Genomic DNA, 21,249 nt, shown 5'->3' on the forward strand with positions numbered 1-21,249 from the left:
AGCTCACCCTATGCGGGCCGGCAGCGGCGTCTCGGGGGCGGCCGGGAGAGCCGGTGCCCGGCGCGCGGGCCACCAGGAGCGTTCGCCCAGCAGCAGCATCAGCGCCGGCAGTACCAGCAGCCGGATGACGAAGGCGTCCAGCAGCACGGCAACAGCGAGGCTGAACCCGATCTGTTTCATCTCGATCAGGTGCAGCGCCGCGAAGCTCGCGAACACCGTCACCATCACGAGCGCCGCGCTGGTCACCACTCCGGCGGAGCCGCGTACCCCCGCCATGACGGCCTGCCGGGTGGGCAGTCCGGACTGGGCCGCCTCCCGGATCCGGCTGATCACGAACACCTGGTAGTCCATGGAGAGGCCGAAGAGGATCACGAACAGGAACAGCGGTACCCGGGAGCCGACGGAGCCGGTGGAGGTGAAGTCCAGCAGCCCCTCCGCCCAGCGGTGCTGGAAGACGGCGACCAGCACACCCAGCGACGCCGCGGCCGAGAGCAGATTGAGCAGGACGCCGACCAGGCCGAGGACCACCGAACGGAACGCCCACACCGTCATCGCGAACGTGACCAGCAGCAGCGAGCCGACGACCAGCGGCAGTTGCTGCTTCTGGTGCGCTGGATAGTCGACGTAGCGTGCCACGTCACCGGTCACGGCGATCTCCGCGCCCGGCAGCGCGGCCGCCGTGTGCGGTACGTAGCGGTCCCGCAGCCGTTCCAGCGAGGAGCGTGCCTCGTCGGTGCTCACATGGTGCGGAACGGGCAGTTGCAGCATGCTGATCCGGCCGTCGGCGGAGACCCGGGTGCGCGGCTTGCCGCCGAGCGCCGGGTCGGACTCGGCCTCCCGGGCCAGCTCGTGCAGCGCCCTGGCCACCTGGTCCGCGCGGTCCGCGTCGGCCCGCACCACGACCTGGTGGCCGGCCTTCAGTTCGGGGAACGCCGCATTCAGCCGGTCGAAGCTCTGCATCGCGGCGACGGAGCGCGGATGCGTCTCGCGGCCCATGTCGGTGAGGCTGATGCCGAGTACGGGCGCCGCCAGGGCGAGCAGCCCGGTCACGGCGAGGGCGAGGGCGGCGGCGGGCCGGCGCTCGACGAGGCGGAGCACCGTGCCGGTGAGCCTGCCGCCACCGCGGCCCTCGCCGTTGCCGTTCGCCGGTCGGGTGCGGCGGCGTATGAGCCGCCGGGTGCCGCGCTCGGCACGCCGGGCCGCACGCCGCTCGGCGCGCTCACCCATCACGGCGAGCAGCGCGGGCAGCACGGTCAGGGAGCTGACCACGGCGACGACGGTGACGACGATGGCGCCGGTCGCGAGCGAGGAGAAGATGACGTCGTCCGCCAGGTAGAGCGTCGCGCTGGAGAGCGCGACCGCCAGGCCCGACCAGACGACGGCGCGGCCCGAGGTGGCCGCCGCCAGTTCGACCACGGCGGCCGAGCTGAGCCCGCCGCCGGCACGGGCGCGCTCCTCCCGCTCCCGCTTGAGGTAGAAGAGCGTGTAGTCGACGCCGACGGCCAGCCCGATGAGCAGGATGACGTTGGTGCCCACGCCCGCGTCGGGGAAGACGTGCGAGGCCAGCATCGACAGCCCCACGGCGGCGACGATGGACGTCAGTGCCAGCAGCAGCGGCACCAGCGCCATCGCCACCGAGCCGAAGACCAGCAGCAGCGTGATGAGGGTGACCGGCAGTGCCACCTTCTCGGTGCGGGCGAGATCGTCCGAGCGCAGCCCGTCGACGCCCTTGCTGATGGACGGGCCGCCGGTCTGCTCGATCCGCAGGCCCGGATGGTCCGCGGCCGTCTTCCGGGTCTGCGCCAGCAGCGGATCGAGATGTTTCTTCCCGTCGAGTTCGGAGCCCTTCATGGTCACAGTCACCCGCAGCGCGGCGCCGTTCGAGGCACGTGCGGGCGCGCTCACGGAGCGGACTTCGGGGAGCTTCCGCATCCCGGCGGCGACTTCCCGGGCAGCGGCGGGCGCCTCCGTTCCGGACAGCGAACGGCTCGTTCCGGCGCCCGGTGCCCGGGTGATCAGGACGTGTTCCACGGGCCGTTGCTGGAGTCCGCCCTCGGCGGCCATGGACTCGGCGCGGCCCGCCTCGCCGATGCGGTAGTCCTCTGTGGTGGCGGCGTTGGCTCCCGCGGCGATCCCGGCGCCGAGGCACAGCGCGACGAAGAGGAACCACCCCACGATGCCCTTCCAGGGGTGCGCCGCACTCCAGCGTGCCGTGCGTACAACAAGATTCTTCATGGGAAACATGCTGGTCGCGGGCGGGTTGGCGGCGACAGCACCGGCAGGTTGAACCTGCCGTCAACCGGTCGGTGGACCCCGGTGGTTCCTCTTGGTGCACCGTCGGCCCACCGTCCCGGTCCGTACGGAGCGCAGGTGTCAGCGGGCGGTGCCACCGTCTCGGTCCGTACGGAGCGAAGTGTCAGCGCGCGGTGCCGGGTGAGGTGAGGGCCGCGATCACCCGGTCGAGTTGCGCGGCCGGGTCCGGGGCGCCCGGCCAGCTGGTCATCAGCAGGTGGTGGGCGGTGGCGACCAGAGCGAGGGCGAGTGCCTCCGGGTCGGCGTCGGCGGCAACACGCTCCTGGCGCTGCTCGGCGGTCAGATAGGCGGCGACGGATTCCTGGACGGCGGTGAAGCCGGGGGCTCCGGCGGCCATCGCGTCGCGGAAGCGGGCGGCGGCACCGGGCCGGGTGAGGGCGATGCCTGCCATGGCCGGGCCGCCGGAGGTGAGCAGGGCGCCCATGACCGTGGTGAGGTTCGCGGCGACCGTCTCCTGGCCGGCGCGCTGCGGCAGTTCGGCGGCGATTGCGGCAGTACGCGCGAAGCGGTCGAGGACCAGTTCCGCGACGAACTCGTCCAGTCCGCCCGCGAAGTGGGTGTGCAGCATTCCCTTGGCGCAGCCCGCCTCCTCGGTGACGGCCCTGCTCGTCAGCGCGCCCGGACCGCCGCGGGCGACAACGCTTTCGGCAGCGGCGAAGAGACGTTCACGGATATCGGGGACGGCCACGCCACGAGGGGACATCAGGGACCTTTCGGAGAGGTAAGCGGTACGGGTGGACAGTTTGGGCGCGTGCCCATACATTCATTTGGGCACGCGCCCATACTAGTCCGGGAAAGCCGAGGTTCGTCATGCAGCAGACCGCCAACACCAAGCAGGAGCAGGCGTGGAACGGTTACGAGGGCACCCACTGGGCCCGCAACCAGGACCGTTGGGACGCCGTCAACGAAGGTTTCAACCAGCCCCTTCTCGAAGCCGCAGCCCTCGCACCCGGCGACGCCGTGCTGGACATCGGCTGCGGCGCGGGGGCCACCACCCGGCTCGCCGCCCGCCGTGCCGTTGACGGGCACGCCACCGGGCTCGACATCTCCGGCCCTCAACTGGAAAGCGCCCGTGCCACCACCGACGCGGAACGCCTCGGCAACGTGGCGTTCGAGCAGGGCGACGCCCAGGTCCACCCGCTGGCCGGCCGCGACTTCGACGTGGCGATCAGCCGTTACGGCGTGATGTTCTTCGCGGATCCCGTTGCCGCGTTCAGCAACATCGCCCGCGGCCTGCGCACCGGCGGCCGGCTCGCGTTCGTCTGCGCGGCCGACGCGGAGCGGAACGAATGGCTCCAGGCGCTCGCCGCGCTGCGCGATCTCCTGCCGCTCGGCGGCTTCGGCGTGACCGGCGGGCCGGGCATGTTCTCCCTCGCCGACCCCGCGCGGATCCGCGAGGTCCTGACGGCGGCCGGCTTCACGGACCTCGCCGTCCAGCACGCGGAAGCGGATGGAAGGTGGGGCCAGGGAGCCCGGGACGCCGCGGACTTCCTGCTCGACTCGGGCCCCGGCCGCCAACTGCTGGCCCAGGTGGACCAGGAGACCGGCACGCGGGCCCGCCAAGCGCTGACCGAGCGCCTGCGCCCTCACGAGGACCCCCAGGGCACGGTACGGCTGCGCAGTTCCGCCTGGCTGGTCACCGCCGTGCGCCCGTGATCGCGCGGCACCCGTGACACGTAGGAAATTTCCTACGTATAGTGGCGGCATGAACATCACGCACGCCAAGACCGTCACCGTGCCCGTCTCCGACCAGGACAGGGCGAAGGACTTCTACGTCTCCACACTCGGATTCGAGGTGCTCGCCGACCAGCAGATGGGCCCGGTGCGCTGGCTCCAGGTCGCCCCTCGCGGAGCCGAGACCAGCTTCACCCTCGCCTCCGCCGAGCAGGGCTTCACCCCGGGCACGGCGCGCGGCATCATCCTGGAGACCTCGGACCTCGACGCCGACTGCGCGGGACTCGCGCAGGCCGGCGCCGCGGTCGAGGGGCCGGACGAACTGCCGTGGGGCCGCCAGGCCACCCTCGTCGACCCCGACGGCAACAGCTTCGTACTCGCCACGCCGACGCCGTCGGAATCCCGGGCCTGAACCGATGGCCGCGACCGGAACACAGGACGGCAAGGTCTTCGCGGCGCTGGCCAGCCCGGTGCGGCGCGAGGTACTGGGACTGCTGCGGGACAACGGCCCGCAGCCCGTCACAGAGCTCGCCGCACACTTCGCCATGGCGCGCCCGAGCTTCTCGGAACACCTGCGGGTGCTCCGAGAAGCGGGGCTGGTCAGCGAGAGCAGATCGGGCCGGCAGCGGCTCTACCGACTGGAGGCGGCCGCCCTGTACGAGGTACAGGAGTGGCTGAATCCGTTCGAGCGGTTCTGGCGCGAGAAGTTGAGCAACCTGCGCGACCTGCTCGACACCCTCGAGGACGATGAGCCGTGACCGATGACGAGGCGGCCGGGCACGGCACGAACGGCGCGGACGGCGTGACCGACGGCCTGGCCGAAGACGATCCCAGCACCGTCCGGGTCGACCAGTTCCTGGCCCATCCACCGGCCAAGGTATGGCGAGCGCTGACCGAACCCCAACTGATCGCACAGTGGCTCATGCCGTGCGACTTCCGCCTGGAGGTCGGCCACCGCTACACCATGCAGGCCCGGGCCATGCCGGCCACCGGATTCTCCGGCACCATCCAGGCCGAAGTACTCGCCTTCGAGCCCGGGAACATGCTGCGGATCGGCTGGCGCGATGCCGACCCCGCCGCCCCGAGCGGTGCGGACTGGACCATCACCTGGACCTTGCGACCCGAAGGCCGCGGAACCCGGCTCTTCCTCGTCCACGAGGGCTTCGACCCCGACAGTCCGCTCCAGCAGCGTGCCCGCGACGTGATGGGCGGCGGCTGGGTTTCGGTGGTCGGCCGCCGCCTGGACGCCGTCCTCCGCCAGATGTCACCGCGCTGACCGGGCACCAGGTGCCACCGCACTGACCGGCCACACGCGCCGCCGCGAATTCCGCCCAGCCACCGAGCAACAGACCCAACAACAGGAGCTCTTCATGTCCGCTACCACCATGTCCGCAACCACCACGCCCGGCACAGCAGACCGCTACGCCCGGCTCGCCGACGCCTTCCTGGCCCGCGTCCGGGCAACCCCCACGGACCGGTGGGATGCCGGGAGCCCGTGCCAGGGCTGGACCGCCCGTGATGTCGTCGCACATGTCATCAACGGGCACCGCGGCATCCTCGCCGCAATCCACGGCACTCCCCCGTCCCCGGCGCACGGTGTCGCCGTCTCGCCCATGGCGGAGGCGCCCGCCGTGGAGCCGGGCGCCGATCTGGCGGCCGCGTTCCTGGCCTGCCGCGCCGATGTGCTCGCGGCGCTCCGCGACCCGGCGCTCGCGGCCCGGCCGCTGCCCGGCGGCCCGCTCGGGCCGGTCCCACTGGAGCAGGCCGTCGATGTGATCGGCGCCCTCGAACTGCTGGGACACACCTGGGACCTGGCCCGCGCCACCGGAGGCGACGAGATACTCGACCAGGACGCCGTCGCCCGCACCCACCAGGCACTGCTGCCCCTGCACGCGGAACTCCTGGACACCGGCGCCTTCGACGCGAGCGTCCCGGCACCCGACGGCGCCGACGCGCAGACCGCGTTCCTCTGCTTCATCGGCCGCCGCCCCTGACTGCATCGAGAGGGGTGGCACGAGATGGGCGGGCGAGCCCGCGGCAGTCTGTACCTACTAGTATGTACGGACCGATCAGCCGCGGGCCCTCGCCCCGCCCTTCCGAAGGAGAGCCGTCGCCATGCCATTCGTTCGTATCGACGCGCTGCGGGCCGACGCCGACCGACTCGACGCGCTCGGCCGGGCCGTGCACGACGCGCTGGTCGAGACGCTCGGCATCCCGCCGGACGACCGGTTCCAGATTCTCGTCGGCCACGACGGCACCACCAGCACGCTGCGCCACGGCACTTACCTCGGAGTGCGCCGCGACGACGGCATCGTCTACGTCGCGATCACCATGCGCTCCGGGCGCACCCCCGCACAGAAGCAGGCCCTGTACCGGCGGATCGCCGAACTCGCCGAGGAGTACGCCGGAACCGAGCCGCGCAACATGTTCATCACCGTGACGGAGAACGAGTCGATCGACTGGTCGCTCGGCAACGGTGCGGCGCAGTACGTCTGACGGTCCGGCACAGCACGGTGGCCTGCCCGCATCTTGGTGCGGACAGGCCACTGTCTCTCGGGCTCCGGCGTGCGTTGCATCACGCGATGTGGGGCATCACGCGTTGAACGATGGCGCGGTGGCGCGGCACACGCGCCGCTTCGGCGGGCTTCGACGGCGGGCCTTACGCGTCGGCTCCCATGGGGCGGGTTCCGGCAGCGGGCAGGAGGCGCAGTTTCTCGTCGCTCTCGGAGCCGGGCGTAGCCGTGTAGACGAGCAGCGTCTGGGCCTGATCGGGGTCGAGGAGCACTTGGCAGTGCACCTCGATCCCGCCCAGTTCGGGGTGGCGGAATCGCTTCGGCTCCACCCGCGGCGCACCGACCTCGTGCGCACCCCACCACTCGGCGAACTCCTCGCTTTCCGCCAACAGTCGTTCCACGAGCGCCTCGGCCCGGCTGCCCTTGCCCTGCCGCGAGTAGGCTGCACGCAGCTCCGAGGCGAAGAACCTGCTGTGCCGCGGGTGGTCCTCCTCCGCGTACATCAGCCGGGTGGCCGGGTCGGTGAACCACCGGTAGTACATACTGCGGTCCGCTCCCGTGAAGCGGGACTCGTCTCCCAGCAGCGCCGTGGCCGACGGCGTCTGCCACAACGTCTCGGCCAGATCGTTGAGTACCTGCGCCGGAGTGTCGTCGAGACGGCCCAGGATCCGCATCAGTCCGGGCGTGATGTGGTCCGAAGCGAGCCGCGGGGGCGCGTTGTGCCCGGCGATCCGGAACAGATGGTCACGCTCGGCGAGCGACAGGTGCAGGCCACGGGCGATGGCCGCCAGCATCGGCGCCGAGGGCTGCGGTCCGCGCTGCTGCTCCAGACGGCTGTAGTAGTCGGTCGACATGCCGCTCAGCGCCGCCGCCTCCTCCCGCCGCAGCCCCCTGGTCCGGCGGCGCTGCCCACGGGGCAGGCCCACGTCCTCCGGTTGCAGAGCCTCCCGGCGGGTGCGCAGGAAGTCCGCGAGTTGCGCTCTGTCCACGCTTCGATGCTCCCTGTTCCTTCGCTCCCGTTCCGGTGTTCCCGGCCCGGTCGCCGCCTTCCGGTTGCCGTGCTCAGCGGCCCTTACAGCAGCATGCCGCCCGACGCCTCGACGCGCTGCCCGGTGATCCAGGCACTGCCCTCGGCGAGCAGCGCCGCGGCGGCGGCACCGATGTCGTCCGGCTCCCCGACCCTGCCCATCGCGGTGACCGAGCCGAGGGAGGTCCTGGCCTCCGCGCTGTCCCGGACGGCACCTCCGCCGAAGTCGGTGGCGGTGGCGCCCGGGGCGATGACGTTGACCGAGATACCGCGCGGACCCAGTTCCTTGGCGAGATACCGCGTGAGCACCTCGACGGCGCCCTTGGCGGCAGCGTACGCGGAGGTCTCGGCGGCGATGAAACGGGTCAGCCCGGTGGAGGTGTTGAGGATCCGGCCGCCGTCCCTGAGCAGCGGAAGCAGCGCCTGGGTGACGAAGAAGACGCCCTTGACGTGGACGTTCATCAGCGCGTCGAAGTCCTCTTCGGTGGTGTCCACGAACCGGCTGTAGGTGCCGTGACCGGCGTTGTTGACGAGGATGTCGAAGTCCTCGCGGTCCCAGTGCTCCTTGAGCCGACTACGCACGGTGTCGGCGAAGGCCGGGAAGGCGGCGGTGTCCGAGACGTCCAGCGGCAGCGCCACCGCGGTGCGCCCCATGGCGCGGACCTGCTCGGCGACGGCCTCGGCTTCCTCGGCGTTCGAGCGGTAGGTCAGCAGCAGGTCGGTGCCCGCCTCGGCGAGGTGCAGCGCCGTGCTGCGCCCGAGTCCGCGGTTGGCACCGGTGATGAGGGCGATGCGGGTCATGCGTGTTCTCCGTTCCGAGGTGATGCGATGAGCAATGCCTACAGCTCAACGGTGCCGCCGCCGCGGAACGGGATGAAGGCAGCAGCTGTCCAGGGATCGCCGGTCCCCCTTTGCGGACACGGCGTACGAAGGCGTGCCGCGCCCGGCGAGGGCGGCGGCGGGTGCCGCCACGGCGCCGGCGGCGGGTGTCTGCTGACGGGATGCGGCGAGAAGGACAGCGATGCCTCGAAGCCCCGCCTGGTCAAGGGCGTCCGTCCCCCGCCGCGGGCGAGGGATCGATGCTCAAGATCGGCCCGCTCTCGCCGGGCACCGGCGAATGACGCCAAGGTGGCGGCCGTCGGCCTCGTGATCACGGGCGCGACCCTGCTCGTCCGGCGGCGTCATACGAGTGACGTGTGCGACGCCGCCGGAACCGACGGCCAGGGCCAGGCGAGGCCGAGCAATCTGCCGTTCCCCGAACAGCGAGGGTCAGCCGGCGGCCGACCGCGGGCGCAGCACCACCGGCAGGGTCTGGTGACCGTTGCTGATCAGTGAGGGCACGGGACGCAACTCCTCCGCCGGCACCCCCAGTTGCGCGTCGGGGAAGCGGCTGAAGAACTTCTCCAGCGCCGTGATGCCCTCCAGCCGGGCCAGCGGTGCACCCAGGCAGAAGTGGACGCCGTGCCCGAAGGCGAGATGCTCAGGTCCGGGCGCCGAGCGCGTCAGATCGAAGGTGTCGGCAGTCTCGCCATGCCAGTCGGGGTGCCGGTTGGCCGCCGCGTACGAGGCGAGGATCGGCTCTCCCTTGGCGATGACCTGTCCGTCGGGCAGCGGGATGTCGCGTACCGCGAAGCGCAGCGGCAGATGCTTGACGGCCGGTTCGAACCGCAGCGTCTCCTCGACCACGTCCGCCCAGCCGGCGCGGCCCTCCCGCACGAGCGCCAGCTGCTCGGGGTGGGTCAGCAGCACGGTGATGGCCTGGTCGAGCAGGTTGACGGTGGTCTCGTAGCCGGCGCTGATCATCAGCAGCAGCGTGTCCCGCAGTTCGGCCTCCGAGAGCGAGGAGCCGTCCCCCTCCTCGTCCCGGGTGTCTATCAGGAGCGAGGTCATGTCCTCGCCGGGCCGCTCCCGCTTCTCGGCAATGAGGTCGTCGAGGACCGCGTACAGGCTGGCGGTGTTGGCGGCGGCCTCCTCGGGGGTGAGGGTCGTCGCGAAGACGTTGTCGACCAGCTCGCGGAAGCCTTCGCGGCGCTCCTCCGGCACTCCCATGAGGTGGCAGATGACCTGGATCGGCAGCGGATAGGCGAACAGCTCGCGCACATCCGCCGCCTCCCCCTCAGGGGTGCGCTCCAGCACGTCCAGCAGATCGTCGACGATGCGTTCCACGCGCTCGCCGAGTGCGGCTATGCGGCGGGCGCTGAAGGAGGGGGCCACCATGCGGCGGAGTCTGCGGTGATCGCTGCCGTAGGAGGTGAACATGTTCTCCACGGCGACCCACAGCGCCAACGGCCAGGTGGGAACCGTCTCGGCGAACCGGGGCCAGTGCTGCCGTGCGTCCTTGGAGACGTCCGGGCCGGTCAGCAGCTTCTTGAGGAGGGCGGGGTCGCTGACCGACCACACGGTGACGCCGAGGAGGTCGACCTGGGTCGCCGGACCCCGCTCGCGCAGGGCCTTGTGTTCACCGTGCGGGTCACTGCCGGTGGGGTCGAGAGTCAAAGGCTCGGTAACAGACACGGTGAGTCGCAATCTCCGTTCGGGGCGGGGAGTTGACGCGGTGACAACTGCCACAGTACGAGCCGATCACAGGTCCGTGTAGGGGGCAGAAGCGGCAAGATCATCTCACGCCGTCGCGGGGACTCCCCGTGCGGCCGCTGCGGTACGCGTCAGGCCCGCTCCGGCTCAGTGGGCGGAGGCAGCGCCCGCCTCCCCGTGCGCGCCGCGCCGTCCGGGCGTACGTAAGGCGCGGCACCGGCACGCCCGCAGAGTGCCGGTGCCGGCCGGGCCGGTGTCTGCGAGCCCTGCTGTCAGCTGCCGCCCAAGGTGATGTCACCGCCCAGTACCTTGCCCAGGAGCTTCTCCGCGACCTTCACGGCCTCCTGTTCGCGCGGAGTCAGCTCGTCGGATTGCGGGTTGGTGGCGGCGGCAGCGGGGGCGGCGGCGAGGGCGGTCGCCGCGAGCAAGGTCACCAGGGTCAGTGCGATTCGACGGAACATGCATGCTCCTCGGGGTGTCACGGACAGTGCGCGATACAGCGTCCGAGATATGCCCCCGGATGGGCGGACGGCTGGTCCGGTGCTGCTGCGAACGGACCACCCGGTGCCACTCCTGCGGCTGTCCCCCTGCTCACTGTTCGACGCTGCCGAGCAGGCGCTCCGCGCGTTCCTCCACCAGCCGTACGGCACCGGGCTGGCGGCCGGGTACCCGGCGCCGCAGGAGGACCAGTTCCGGGGCCAGCTCGCGGGCCGTCTCCCCGTCCTCCAGGCACTGCCACTGGTGGTGGGCGCGGTCGACGGCGCCCTCCACCTCCAACGCGTTCTCGGCCTCCCCGCGTTCGAGGCGGCCTCGGGCCACCCGTAGCCACAAATCGCAGCTGCGGGCCGGGTCACCGGCGAGCCGGGCGAGGTCGGCGCGGACCTCCACCCAGTGCAGCGCTCCCTCCGAGCCGGGGCCTTCGGTGCGCTCGGCGGCGTCCTGCCAGGAGGCCGCGAGGGACTCCGCCTCGTCGTGTCGGCCCGCCCGCGCGGCGGCCATGATCGTCTCGTGCGGGTCCTCCGCGGGCTGCCCGTACGGGGGTTGCGCTGACGGTGGCGGGGCCGCCGGGGGCTGCGGCGCGGGCTGCCGCTGGGGGACGGCGCCGTTGTCGGGGGCGGCCGGTGCCGGGGCGGGCAACTGCTGGGCGGGCAGCGGGTGGTTGTTCTCCCGCTGCCACTCCGCCGGCAGATCCGGCCGGGGCTGGTGCTCCCAGCCGTTGTGGGCGACGGGCGCTGCCGCGGGCTGCGAGCCGTTCGGCATGCCGGCCGCCTGCACCGGCGCCTGGTTCGCGGCCGGTGTGGGATACGCCGTAGGGGCCTGGAACGCGGCGGCGGTCGCCGAGGACACGAACAGCGCCTGCTCGCTCTCCGTCGTACCGGAGACCGCCGCCGCTCGCTCGTGCAGTTCGGCGAAGGGCATCCGGCCGCCCGCACGCCACAGTCGTACGCACTCCTGTAGGTACGCGGGCTCAACGGGGGCGTTGCCGCCCCGGCGCCGTCGCCATTTCGACTGACGGCTCTGCCGCACCACCCGGCCGAACACCCCTACGCCGGGGGCCTCCGGCAGGCCGCCCGCCTGGATCGCCTCCCAGGTGCCCGTCTCCGCCGCCACATCCAGCAGCACGGTCGTCGCCCTGGGCGGCCTTATGGCCAACTCCCCTATCAGCCACTCCCACGGCAGACCGCTGTAGCGCACCACTGCCGAGTGCTGGCCGGGCGCTCCCAGTCCGACATGCAGCCCGCCCTTGCGCGGGTCCGTGCGCAGTTCGCCGACGATGACGACCAGGAGCTGCCCCGACACCCCGGCGACCAGGCGCACCCGTGCCAGCACCATCTGCGGGTCGACAGGGCCGACCAGTTCGACGACCCCGACTCCACCTCCGCTGCCGCCGGGGGCACCGCCCATGCCGGCCAGTACACCGCTCCAGGACACCCCGCCCAGGCCCGCCACAACGACGCCGACATCCATCAGCCCGCCGCCGACCCCCGCCACCACCAGCACACTGTCGCCCGCGCCCTCGGAGCCCACACCCGGAACCGACACCAGAACCCCCCACACACCAAACCGATCAGAACACGGACAGTCTTCAGCCGAAGGCCCCGGCGGGCCGTTGCCGCCGCCGGGTCGGAGCCGGCCCGTGCCGGGCCGTATCGGGCCCGGCGACGGCGCACATGTCGGGCCTGGCAGCAGAGCCCTTGCTGGCAGCGACCTCCAACCCATCGACGGCGGACTCCAATTCAACACGACCGCGTCTGCGTCGGCGATCCGGCTGCCGCAGCCCGCGGCGCCGGAAGGGGACATCCGGGTGGATTCGGACGTGGTGCCGGTTCGCCACTCTGACGGGTGAAATTCACGCGTCGCGCCCTGACGGTTTCCACCGCCGTCGTGGCGGACGGAATTGCGCCGAGTGGCCAGATGTTGCATCGAAAGCGGTCTCGACGCCAGCGGAGGCGATCGTCTTCGATCACAGAGGAAGGAAAATACGGCTTTTCCTCGCCCGGCAGTTCGACGTGCTGACGTCTCCCGTTCATGGCGGCTGCTCGTGCAATTGCCGATGAATTTGCACGCAGCAGATCTCCGTAGCGTACGGCCCATCTGGAGCTGTAGCTTCCGCGGGAGGGGGCCCGTAACGGAGGGAATGGGAGGGGAAGAGAACGTTGAGCGTTCGTATGCCCTTGCCGTGCGAACACCACTGCACCATGAATTCGGCGCAGCCGCAGCCGCAGCCGGAGACCTGCCCGCGGCCGACCAGCCCGGAACCCGAACGAGAGGTACGTGAAGTACCCGTGGAGTTCGCTGCTTTCTGCGCTCTTTACCGGCACCGGTATCTGGAGTACGCACACAGCCGGCTGGCCGATGCGCGACAGGCGGACACCGCCGTGCGGCTGGCCTTCGCCGAACTGGCCGACCAGTGGGACCAGGCGCTGCGGAGCCCGCACACCAACGCCTATGCCTGGCGGATCCTCAACCGGCACGTCCGCACCCACGCGCGCGCCGCGGAGGAGGAACGGGACGGGCAGGAGGACGACGCCGAGGGCCGAACAGGGCACCATGACAGCTCATTTCTGCCCGACCACGCGGACGACGCCCGTATCCTCCACCGGGATCTGGGCATGCCGTTGCTGGAGGCCTCCGAAATGATGGGCCACACCACGCCCCGCCCGCGCTGAGCAGCCCCTGCCGCGGCGCGCCCTCGTTGCTCCCGTGCGCTCCCGTATGCGGTACGAGAGGGGGCACCCTCTCCGCGAGCGAGGGGGTGAGCGGATGCACGGCCCTGCCACGGTCGGGTGGCTGCTGGTGGCGCTCTGCGCGGTGACGGGAGCCTCGTGCGTGCTGCGGGCGCGCGACGCCGGACGCGGACAGCGGGCGGAGGCGCAGAACGAGGCGGTGATGGGCTTCGGCATGGCGGCCATGGCCGCGCCTGTGCTGTGGGGCGGGACACCACTGCTGCACACAGCGGCCGCGTGGACTTTCACCACTGTTTTCGTACTGCTGCTGGCACGGGAACTGTGGCTGATGGCGGGCGGACGGCACCGGGCCGCTCCCATGCCGGGGCATCTGCACCACCTTCTGGTCAGCGCGGCGATGGTGTACATGGCGCTCTCCATGGCTCTCGGCGCCACCCCTGGTACCGGCGCACACCACTCCGGAGCCAACGGCGTGCCTGTGGTGACCGGCGTGCTGCTGCTGTACTTCGCGGGATACGTGCTGTGGACGGGCACGCGCCTGATGCCCGTGGCAACAGGCGCGGGGGCAGTCGCCACGGCAGGTACCCACGGCAGCCGAGCGGCAGCAGGGCTGCCCGTGGTGCGGCAGGCCGGGGTCGCGGCCGGGTGCCGAGTGGCCATGGGTGCGGGCATGTTCGCCATGCTGCTGACGGTGTGAGCGGCAAGCACCTGCTGTCGGCACGTCGGCGTCCACTGCTGCGTCGTGAGCGCGCAACAGTCGGCAACCAGAACAATGCAGTGAGCCGCGTCACTTATCCGCTGTCGGGCGTATCACTGTCTCGTAACAGCCTCTTAGGCTGAGCGGCATGACGGTCCCGCTCGCGCTGATGGTGCTCGCCCTGTTCGCCGCGGGTCTCGCGCCGCGTGTACTGACCCGCTGCACATGGCCCGACCGGGAGCCGGTGCTCGCCCTGTGGGTGTGGCAGTGCGTCGTCGGGGCGGTGCTGCTGTGCTGTCTGCTGGCGATGGCGCTCTCGGGTGCCGCCGCCTTCGCCGTGGTCCGCAGCCATGTCTTCGCCGGGGCACCGAACGGAGTGGCGGAGGCGTACACCTCCAGCGCGCACACCCCGTGGGCGGGGGCGCTGTCCGTGCTGCTGGCATGCGGCGGTGCCTGGACGGGCGCGATGCTGCTGCGGGAGATCAGGGACGCGCGGGCCAGGCGCCGCAAACGGCGCGCGGAGCTGCGGGCACGGGCGCCCCAACTCCCGGGCGAGGACACCTCGTCGAGCGAGCCGCTGCTCGTCCTGGAGGACGACAAGCCGGACGCCTGGTGGCTGCCGGGCGCCACCCCACAGCTGATCATCACCACAGGTGCACTGCGGCGGCTCAAGGGGCGGCAGCTGGACGCGGTGCTGGAGCACGAGCAGGGACACGCGCGGGCGCGCCACGACTGGCTGCTGCACTGCTCGGCCGCGCTGGCCACCGGCTTCTCCCGGGTGCCGGTCTTCGCGGGCTTCCGCGACCAGGTGCACCGGCTGGTGGAGCTGGCCGCCGACGATGCCGCCTCCCGCCGTTACGGCAGGCTGACGATCGCGCTGGCGCTGGTGGAACTCAACGAGGACCGGGGGGTCTTCGGGCCCTGCCCGGCTCCGGTGGCGATGGTGCCCCAGCGTGTGCACCGGCTGCTCACGCCCGTTCCACGGCTTCCGGTCAGCCGCAGACTGCGGATGACGGCGGTGGCGTCGCTGGTGCCGGTGGTCCCGCTGCTGGTGGCGTTCGCTCCGGGACTGTCCGCGCTGCGCTAGCGGCCGGCGCGATGCCCGACTCGGAGGGACGCACCATGAGTGTCCGGAAGGACGCGCCCACAAGTTGTGCCGGCACAGGCAGTGGAGGTGATGATCGGCACATGAGTGGTGCGAACCGTCCGAGTCCGCCCGGCGTATGGCAGGCCGGGATGGCCGCCGTACTGGGGGCTGCCGCCGTACTGCTGATCGTCCTGGCGCTGCTGCCGTGGCAGCCGCTGGCCGCGCTCGACCGCGGCACCGCGTCCGAGCTGCACACAGCCGCGCTGGAGCACCGGGCGCCGACCCGGGCGATGCGGATCCTCACCGACTGGGTGTGGGACCCATGGACGTTCCGGCTGCTGCTGACTGCGGTGTTCGGATGGCTGCTGTGGCGCGGAGAGCGTCTGATGGCGTACTGGACGGCTGGGACGGCGCTGGTCGGCTCCGGTGTGCAGCAGGGCATGAAAGCGGCGCTCGGGAGGGAACGCCCGCGGTGGCGGCAGCCGGTGGACTCGGCGGAGTACGCCGCGATGCCCTCGGGGCACGCGATGACCGCCGCACTGGCCTGCGTGCTGCTGTTGTGGCTGTGGCGTGAGCGGGGGGCGCCGGTGAGCGACCTGTGGTGGCGGTCGGCCGTCGTCGCCGCGGTGGTGTCCGTGGTCGGGGTGGCGTTCACCCGGGTGTGGCTGGGCGTGCACTGGCTGACGGACACGGTGGTGGGTGTTCTGCTGGGAACGGCGGTGGCCCTGGCGTCCGCGGCGGCGTGGGCGGCTCTGCGGCCCGGTGAGCGGCTCCCGGACCCCGTGGGCCGGAGAGGGTAGCGCGGGTCCTTCAGCGGGGTTCGGAGCCGGGCGCTGAGGGAGCTCAGGGTTTGCGGGCCATGGCCCCCACGTTGTCGACCTCGGCCGAGTCGCTGAACACCAGGTCGCTGCCGGACGGAAGGGCCGACGTCAGCCGTGCCACGACGTCGTAGGCGCGGTCGTCCGTCATGGCTCTCCCCTGCCCTCGGTGCGTCCGCACTGTGCGCTGCGCAGCGCACCAACGTACCCGTGGGCCGGTGTTCGGGCGTCGGCCGGAGAAAGTGGGGGCTGCGAGGGGTGTGTCCGTCCTCTAGAGTCAGCCCGACGGCTGCCGCTGTCGGCGCGGTCGGCCAACTCTCGTCGGTCGCCTCACGGTCCGCCTCGCCCAGCTGCCTGGGCTGAGCCGATACCGGGGCGATCCCCCGCGTCGCCCCGATATCGGCCGTCGTACCGGGCGTCCGTGGTCCGTGGCTCAAAAGGGGACGCGAACACCCGAAGTCGTGCTGAGTATATTGGCTGCCAGCCAGTCAACGCAGGAGTTACAGCATGTCCCCCCGGAGCGCATCGGTCAATGAAGAGTTGCGCCGACGCTCGCGCGAACGTCTGCTACAGGCGACCGTCGAGCTGGTCGCCGAGCGCGGCTACGAGTCGACGACGCTGGGGGCGATCGCCGACCGGGCGGGCTCGGCACGCGGTCTGATCTCGTACTACTTCCCGGGCAAGCGGCAGCTGTTCCAGTCGGCGGTGCACCGGCTGATGCATCTCACGCTCGCCGAGGCGCTGGAGCGCGGCCCGCTGCCCGAAGGGCCGGACGGCGGACAGGAGATGCTGGCCCGGGCCATCGACGCCGTCCTGGGGCTGGCGCGCGATCAGCCGGTGCTGATGCGCGCCCATATGGCGGGCATCCTGCAACAGGAGGGGTTCGTCCAGTGCGACGAGCAGCAGCGCCTCGCGTCCCTGCTGCGAGCCGCCGTGGTCCGGTACGGCTCTCCCGACCCGGACACCGACTACCCACTGCTGCGCGCCAATCTGATGGGAGCTGTCGTCGCGGCACTGCTGCCGGGCGCACCCATGCCGCTGGAGCGGCTACGGGGTGAGCTGTTCGCCCGGTACGGCCTCGAGTGGGAGCGGGGAGAACCACCTGACGGCACGGGGAGAGGACTGGCCGGGGCGACGCCGACAGCACGTGTCCTTCGTCTGGAGCGGCTGCGGCCGTGCGGCTGGGACGTGAGCCCTGGAGCGCTCAGGGCGGAGGAGCAGCAGTAGTCGGCCCCTGCGGAGCAGCAGTCGTCCGGCTGGGCGGGTGCGCGGTGGTCCGCCGTGTCCGGACGGTGAGCCGGCTCGCCCGGAGTGACGCGGCTCTGTCGGTGCGCCGGTCGCCGACGCGCGGGTGCCGACCGTCCGGCGACTGTCCGACGCTCAGCGCCGAGCGTGCCGCGGGCTCAGCAGCCCCGCGTCCCGGGCGCTCGCGATGAGGCGCAACGACTTGCGCCGACTGTGCCCGGTGACCCGCATGACGGCGAGCACCGGATCCTGGCCCTGCTTCCGGGCCTCCGTGTACGCCTCGGCCGCCACACGGAGCGCGTTCCGGCCGCGTGGTGCGGGCGGCCGCCTCCGGCGCCTGACCGCGGTGGGCGAGGGCGCCGCCGGGGGTGGTGGCGGCGCCGACGGCTGCGGCGGAGCCGGAGGGGGTGGCGGCCCGGGAGCCGTCGGGGGTGGGGGCGGTCCGGAATAGGCGGGTGCCTGGGGCGGTGGGGGCGGTCCGGAAAAGGCTGGTGCCTGGGGCCGCGGTGCCGTCGGCAGCTGCCTTGAGAGCAGGGCGCAGGCGCCCGTGGTCCGTGCCGTGGGGGCGGGTTGCGGCGGCCGGATGGCCGGCGGGCACGCTTTCGTCAGCGGCTCCCGGAGACTCGGCGCGAGCCTGGCGAACTCCTGGAGCGTCAGGGGCGGGTCGGCCCGTACCTCCTCCAGCCGGACCCGCCCGTCCACCACGGCGGCCACCACCTCGACCTGGGTACCGTCCGCGCGGCTGACCCCGACGGCGAACCAGGGCGGCTGGGGGCCGACAGCGTGCGGGCCCGCTCCGGTGCCGTACCCCCGAAGCTTCCAGGCCGGGCACGGCGGCGACAGCGGGTCGCACTCCGGCGGGCAGCCATCCCGTTCGTACGAGTGATCCGACAGATAGCAAGAGCAACAGGATCTCTCCGACACGTCGGCACCGTAGACCCGGGCGGCCGGGCGAGGACGGCACGGCACGCTCGGCCGCGCTGAGGGCAACCCTGACGACGGAGGCCGCGGCAGCCCGAACGGCGCACCGGCGTGCCGCCGTGCGAGCGTCGGGGCACGCCCGGGCAGAGCGTCTGTGCAGCTCGGGAGGCATTGTCAGTGGGCGGGTGCAGACTGTTCCGTACCTCAGACAACGACGTCTCGAAGGCGGTGCCGCCATGGCGGATGTACTGCTCGCAGTAGGTACGAGAAAGGGTCTGTTCCTCGCCCGGCAGAGGGCAGGCCGACGAGCTTCGGGGGACTGGGAGTTCACCGGCCCGCATTTCAACGCGCAGGCGGTCTACTCCTTCACCATCGACCGGCGCGGCCCCGGCTCGCCCAGACTGCTGGCCGGGGGCGACAGCGCGCACTGGGGCCCCTCGGTCTTCCACTCCGACGACCTGGGCAAGACCTGGACGGAGCCCGAGCAGCCCCCGATCAAGTACCCCAAGGACACCGGAACGTCTCTGGAACGGGTGTGGCAGTTGCAGCCGGGAGGAGAGAGCGAACCGGGCGTGGTGTACGCCGGGACGGAGCCCGGAGGGCTGTTCCGCTCGACGGACGGCGGCGAGTCCTTCGAGCTCGTCCGCTCGCTGTGGGAGCACCCCACACGCCAGGAGTGGGCCCCCGGCGGTGGCGGGCTGGGGCTGCACACGATTCTGGTCGACCCGCGGGACGCACGGCGGGTGACGATCGCCGTCTCGACGGGCGGCGCGTACCGCACGGCGGACGGTGGCGAGAGCTGGGAGCCGTGCAACAGGGGCGTCTCCGCGGTCTTCCTGCCCGAGAGCATGCGCTATCCCGAGTACGGGCAGTGTGTGCACAAGATCGCCCGGGACGCGGAGAATCCCGACCGGCTCTACTTGCAGAACCACTGGGGAGTCTTCCGCAGCGACGACGGCGCCACGAGCTGGCAGTCGATCGGCGACTCCCTCCCCTCGGACTTCGGCTTCCCCGTCGCCACCCATCCCCGGCGCGGCGGCGTGGCGTACCTCTTCCCGCTCAACGCGGACTCGGACCGGGTGCCCGCGGAGCACCGCTGCCGCGTCCACCGCACCCAGGACGCCGGTGAGAGCTGGGAGGCGCTGGGCACGGGTCTGCCCGAGGCGGCGCACTACGGACCAGTGCTGCGGGACGCGCTGTGTACGGACGACGCCGATCCGGCCGGCGTCTATTTCGGCAACCGCAACGGCGAGGTCTTCGCCAGCGCGGACGAGGGCGAGAGCTGGCGGCAGTTGGCGTCCCACCTGCCGGATGTGCTGTGCGTGCGGGCGGCGGTGATCGACTGAGACTGCGGGAGCGGTTTCCGGAGGGCGGGTCGGTGCGGGCCGCTGAGCCAGTAGAGTGACGGCTCGTGGCTGCACGACCGTTGAACGAAATTGTCGAACCAGGCTGGGCGAAGGCGCTGGAGCCGGTCGCCGAACGGATCGCCGCGATGGGCGACTTCCTCCGCGCGGAGGTCGCGGCGGGGAGAACCTACCTTCCGTCGGGGGCGAACGTCCTACGGGCGTTCCAGCAGCCCTTCGACGAGGTGCGCGTCCTCATCGTCGGCCAGGACCCGTATCCGACGCCGGGGCACGCGGTCGGGCTGTCCTTCTCGGTGGCGCCGGAGGTCCGACGGCTGCCGGGGAGTCTGGAGAACATCTTCCGGGAGATGAACAGCGATCTTGGACTCCCCCGGCCCTCCAACGGTGACCTGACGCCCTGGACGGAGCAGGGTGTGCTGCTGCTCAACAGGGCGCTGACGACAGCGCCGCGCCAGCCGGCAGCGCACCGTGGCAAGGGCTGGGAGGAGGTCACCGAGCAGGCGATCCGCGCCCTGGTGGCGCGTGGCCGCCCGATGGTGTCGGTGCTGTGGGGCCGGGACGCCCGGAATCTGCGGCCGCTGCTGGGGGATCTGCCCGCGGTCGAGTCCGCACACCCGTCGCCGATGTCGGCGGACCGCGGGTTCTTCGGCTCGCGTCCGTTCAGCCGGGTCAACGAGTTGCTGGCCCAGCAGGGGGCGGATCCCGTGGACTGGCGCCTGCCGTGAGCCCGGCTGCTGACGGAGCCGCCGACGGCGCTGACAGAGCCGCGGACGACGCGGGTGGATGGCTGCTCGGCGTCGACTCGGGCGGCTCCGGGCTGCGGGTCGCCCTGGCGCGGCAGCGCACGGGCGCGGGCGCGGCTGCGGAACGTACGGACGGTGCAGGGGCGGCGGGCCCGAGCGGGAGGCCGGAGGTCGTCGGTGCCGTCACCTGTCCCGAACCGGTGCGCACGAGTGAGGCGGGTATCGACGCGGGGCACATGGCCGCGCAGTTGGTGCCCGCGGTGCGCTCGCTGCTGGCGGACGCCGGGGCGGGTGCGGAGGAGGGCGGAGCCGCGCGCATCGCGGCAGCGTGTGTGGGCGCCGCCGGAATGGCGACTCTCGGCAGGGGGCTGCGGGCCGAGTTGCCGGGCATGCTGGCGGAGGCGTTCGGGGTGCGACGGCTCGCGCTGGCGGCGGACGCGGTGACGGCGTACGCCGGGGCGCTGGGCGAACGGCCGGGCGCCGTGGTTGCTGCCGGGACGGGCATGATCGCCATGGGCACCGATCTGGAGTCCTGGCGGCGTGCCGACGGCTGGGGGCATCTGCTGGGCGACTGCGGCAGCGGCGCGTGGATCGGACGCGCGGGGCTGGAGGCCGCCATGCGCGCCTTCGACGGCCGTGCGGGCGGCTCTGCGGCGCTGCGGGCCCGGGCGGAGGCGATGTTCGGCGCGCCGCTCAGCGTGTTGCCGGGGCAGTTGTATCCGCGTACGGACCGGGCCGCGGTCCTGGCCTCGTTCGCCCCGGAAGTGGCACGGTGCGCCGGGGAGGATCCGGTTGCCGCGGGGATCATGCGGGCGGCGGCGCGGGAGATGGCCGCGAGTGCGCTCGCGGTGTGCCCGGGTGGAGGGGCCGTGCCCCGGTCCGGCGACGGCTCGGCGGGTACCGTCGGCGAAGATGTGCGGGTCGCCTTCACCGGAGGGCTGTTCAATCTCGGTGAGGCGCTGCACGGGCCACTGCGCGCGGCGTTGACGGAGCAGTTGCCGGGGGCCCGGGTCGTCGAGGCGGCCGGCGGGCCTTTGGACGGTGCGCTGCTGATCGCCGCCCGGCTCGCGGTCGGCGGTCTGGCGCTGCCGTCGGATCCGGCGCTGCTGTCGGTCGCGTAGCGGGTC

General features: G+C 72.2%; 23 protein-coding genes. 14 read left to right on the plus strand and 9 right to left on the minus strand.

Translation table 11 applies throughout. The annotated features are described in order from the left end of the window. Positions 1 to 3: 3 nt before the first annotated feature. Both ACQEU8_RS02850 and ACQEU8_RS02855 read right to left on the minus strand, forming a co-directional pair. Positions 4 to 2,235, minus strand: a complete 2,232-nt coding sequence (locus ACQEU8_RS02850) for an MMPL family transporter (RefSeq protein ID WP_433096425.1) — start codon at positions 2,233 to 2,235, stop codon at positions 4 to 6. A gap of 181 nt (positions 2,236 to 2,416) precedes the next feature. Next, positions 2,417 to 3,016, minus strand: coding sequence for a TetR/AcrR family transcriptional regulator (locus tag ACQEU8_RS02855; RefSeq protein ID WP_433096427.1), 600 nt, complete (start codon positions 3,014 to 3,016; stop codon positions 2,417 to 2,419). A 107-nt stretch (positions 3,017 to 3,123) separates the two neighbouring features. Here ACQEU8_RS02855 and ACQEU8_RS02860 point away from each other — a divergent pair, with 107 nt between their 5' ends. The 6 genes from ACQEU8_RS02860 (at position 3,124) to ACQEU8_RS02885 (ending at position 6,483) form a co-directional block, all read left to right on the plus strand. Continuing rightward, entirely contained in the window at positions 3,124 to 3,969 is an 846-nt protein-coding gene (locus ACQEU8_RS02860) for a class I SAM-dependent methyltransferase (protein ID WP_433096429.1), read from the plus strand. Between the two features lie 49 nt (positions 3,970 to 4,018). Beyond that, on the plus strand, positions 4,019 to 4,399 hold the full coding sequence (locus ACQEU8_RS02865; RefSeq protein ID WP_433096430.1) for a VOC family protein: 381 nt from the start codon (positions 4,019 to 4,021) through the stop codon (positions 4,397 to 4,399). A gap of 4 nt (positions 4,400 to 4,403) precedes the next feature. Next, positions 4,404 to 4,745, plus strand: a complete 342-nt coding sequence (locus ACQEU8_RS02870; protein ID WP_433096431.1) for an ArsR/SmtB family transcription factor — start codon at positions 4,404 to 4,406, stop codon at positions 4,743 to 4,745. Between the two features lie 44 nt (positions 4,746 to 4,789). Further along, on the plus strand, positions 4,790 to 5,263 hold the full coding sequence (locus tag ACQEU8_RS02875) for an SRPBCC family protein (RefSeq protein ID WP_433102105.1): 474 nt from the start codon (positions 4,790 to 4,792) through the stop codon (positions 5,261 to 5,263). Between the two features lie 94 nt (positions 5,264 to 5,357). Beyond that, positions 5,358 to 5,981, plus strand: coding sequence for a TIGR03086 family metal-binding protein (locus ACQEU8_RS02880; protein WP_433096433.1), 624 nt, complete (start codon positions 5,358 to 5,360; stop codon positions 5,979 to 5,981). Positions 5,982 to 6,102: 121 nt separating this feature from the next. After that, positions 6,103 to 6,483 (plus strand): tautomerase family protein, encoded by a 381-nt coding sequence (locus tag ACQEU8_RS02885; RefSeq protein ID WP_433096435.1) that lies wholly within the window; start codon positions 6,103 to 6,105, stop codon positions 6,481 to 6,483. Positions 6,484 to 6,646: 163 nt separating this feature from the next. Here the strand turns inward: ACQEU8_RS02885 and ACQEU8_RS02890 are convergent, their stop codons facing one another. The 5 genes from ACQEU8_RS02890 to ACQEU8_RS02910 all read right to left on the minus strand — a co-directional run bounded on the left by ACQEU8_RS02890 (position 6,647) and on the right by ACQEU8_RS02910 (position 12,102). Then, positions 6,647 to 7,489: a helix-turn-helix transcriptional regulator gene (locus ACQEU8_RS02890; protein WP_433096437.1), complete on the minus strand. Its 843-nt coding sequence runs from the start codon at positions 7,487 to 7,489 to the stop codon at positions 6,647 to 6,649. Positions 7,490 to 7,572: 83 nt separating this feature from the next. Continuing rightward, a complete protein-coding gene (locus ACQEU8_RS02895) occupies positions 7,573 to 8,328 on the minus strand; it encodes an SDR family NAD(P)-dependent oxidoreductase (RefSeq protein ID WP_433096439.1) in 756 nt (251 codons plus the stop codon). A 468-nt stretch (positions 8,329 to 8,796) separates the two neighbouring features. Further along, complete coding sequence (locus ACQEU8_RS02900) at positions 8,797 to 10,041, minus strand: cytochrome P450 family protein (protein WP_433096441.1); 1,245 nt, start codon at positions 10,039 to 10,041, stop codon at positions 8,797 to 8,799. Positions 10,042 to 10,331: 290 nt separating this feature from the next. After that, entirely contained in the window at positions 10,332 to 10,520 is a 189-nt protein-coding gene (locus ACQEU8_RS02905; RefSeq protein ID WP_433096443.1) for a hypothetical protein, read from the minus strand. Positions 10,521 to 10,650: 130 nt separating this feature from the next. Further along, positions 10,651 to 12,102: a hypothetical protein gene (locus ACQEU8_RS02910; RefSeq protein ID WP_433096445.1), complete on the minus strand. Its 1,452-nt coding sequence runs from the start codon at positions 12,100 to 12,102 to the stop codon at positions 10,651 to 10,653. Positions 12,103 to 12,758: 656 nt separating this feature from the next. Here ACQEU8_RS02910 and ACQEU8_RS02915 point away from each other — a divergent pair. The 4 genes from ACQEU8_RS02915 to ACQEU8_RS02930 all read left to right on the plus strand — a co-directional run bounded on the left by ACQEU8_RS02915 (position 12,759) and on the right by ACQEU8_RS02930 (position 15,831). Continuing rightward, positions 12,759 to 13,229, plus strand: a complete 471-nt coding sequence (locus ACQEU8_RS02915) for a hypothetical protein (protein ID WP_433096447.1) — start codon at positions 12,759 to 12,761, stop codon at positions 13,227 to 13,229. 94 nt (positions 13,230 to 13,323) lie between these two features. Next, complete coding sequence (locus ACQEU8_RS02920; RefSeq protein WP_433096449.1) at positions 13,324 to 13,944, plus strand: DUF5134 domain-containing protein; 621 nt, start codon at positions 13,324 to 13,326, stop codon at positions 13,942 to 13,944. Between the two features lie 148 nt (positions 13,945 to 14,092). Continuing rightward, positions 14,093 to 15,031 carry a M56 family metallopeptidase gene (locus ACQEU8_RS02925; RefSeq protein WP_433096451.1) on the plus strand — a complete coding sequence of 313 codons (939 nt, stop codon included), beginning with the start codon at positions 14,093 to 14,095 and terminating at the stop codon, positions 15,029 to 15,031. Between the two features lie 101 nt (positions 15,032 to 15,132). Beyond that, complete coding sequence (locus ACQEU8_RS02930) at positions 15,133 to 15,831, plus strand: phosphatase PAP2 family protein (protein WP_433096453.1); 699 nt, start codon at positions 15,133 to 15,135, stop codon at positions 15,829 to 15,831. Between the two features lie 43 nt (positions 15,832 to 15,874). Here the strand turns inward: ACQEU8_RS02930 and ACQEU8_RS02935 are convergent, their stop codons facing one another. Then, entirely contained in the window at positions 15,875 to 16,000 is a 126-nt protein-coding gene (locus ACQEU8_RS02935) for a hypothetical protein (protein WP_433096455.1), read from the minus strand. 356 nt (positions 16,001 to 16,356) lie between these two features. Between ACQEU8_RS02935 and ACQEU8_RS02940 the strand changes: the two genes are divergently transcribed. After that, complete coding sequence (locus ACQEU8_RS02940) at positions 16,357 to 17,076, plus strand: TetR/AcrR family transcriptional regulator (RefSeq protein ID WP_433096457.1); 720 nt, start codon at positions 16,357 to 16,359, stop codon at positions 17,074 to 17,076. Between the two features lie 153 nt (positions 17,077 to 17,229). Here ACQEU8_RS02940 and ACQEU8_RS02945 read toward each other — a convergent pair whose 3' ends face one another. After that, the gene (locus tag ACQEU8_RS02945) at positions 17,230 to 18,063 is read right to left on the minus strand and encodes a DUF6214 family protein (RefSeq protein WP_433096459.1); all 834 of its coding nucleotides are present in this window, start codon (positions 18,061 to 18,063) and stop codon (positions 17,230 to 17,232) included. Positions 18,064 to 18,251: 188 nt separating this feature from the next. Here ACQEU8_RS02945 and ACQEU8_RS02950 point away from each other — a divergent pair, with 188 nt between their 5' ends. From ACQEU8_RS02950 to ACQEU8_RS02960, 3 genes are all read left to right on the plus strand, one after another. Further along, positions 18,252 to 19,361: a WD40/YVTN/BNR-like repeat-containing protein gene (locus tag ACQEU8_RS02950; protein ID WP_433096461.1), complete on the plus strand. Its 1,110-nt coding sequence runs from the start codon at positions 18,252 to 18,254 to the stop codon at positions 19,359 to 19,361. A gap of 65 nt (positions 19,362 to 19,426) precedes the next feature. Further along, positions 19,427 to 20,104, plus strand: a complete 678-nt coding sequence (locus ACQEU8_RS02955) for a uracil-DNA glycosylase (protein WP_433096463.1) — start codon at positions 19,427 to 19,429, stop codon at positions 20,102 to 20,104. Continuing rightward, on the plus strand, positions 20,101 to 21,243 hold the full coding sequence (locus tag ACQEU8_RS02960; protein ID WP_433096466.1) for an N-acetylglucosamine kinase: 1,143 nt from the start codon (positions 20,101 to 20,103) through the stop codon (positions 21,241 to 21,243). Before ACQEU8_RS02955 ends, ACQEU8_RS02960 begins: the two co-directional genes overlap by 4 nt. The last annotated feature ends 6 nt before the right edge of the window (positions 21,244 to 21,249 follow it).

It is taken from the genome of Streptomyces sp. CA-250714, from assembly GCF_050936705.1.
In the GTDB taxonomy this organism is placed as follows: domain Bacteria; phylum Actinomycetota; class Actinomycetes; order Streptomycetales; family Streptomycetaceae; genus Streptomyces.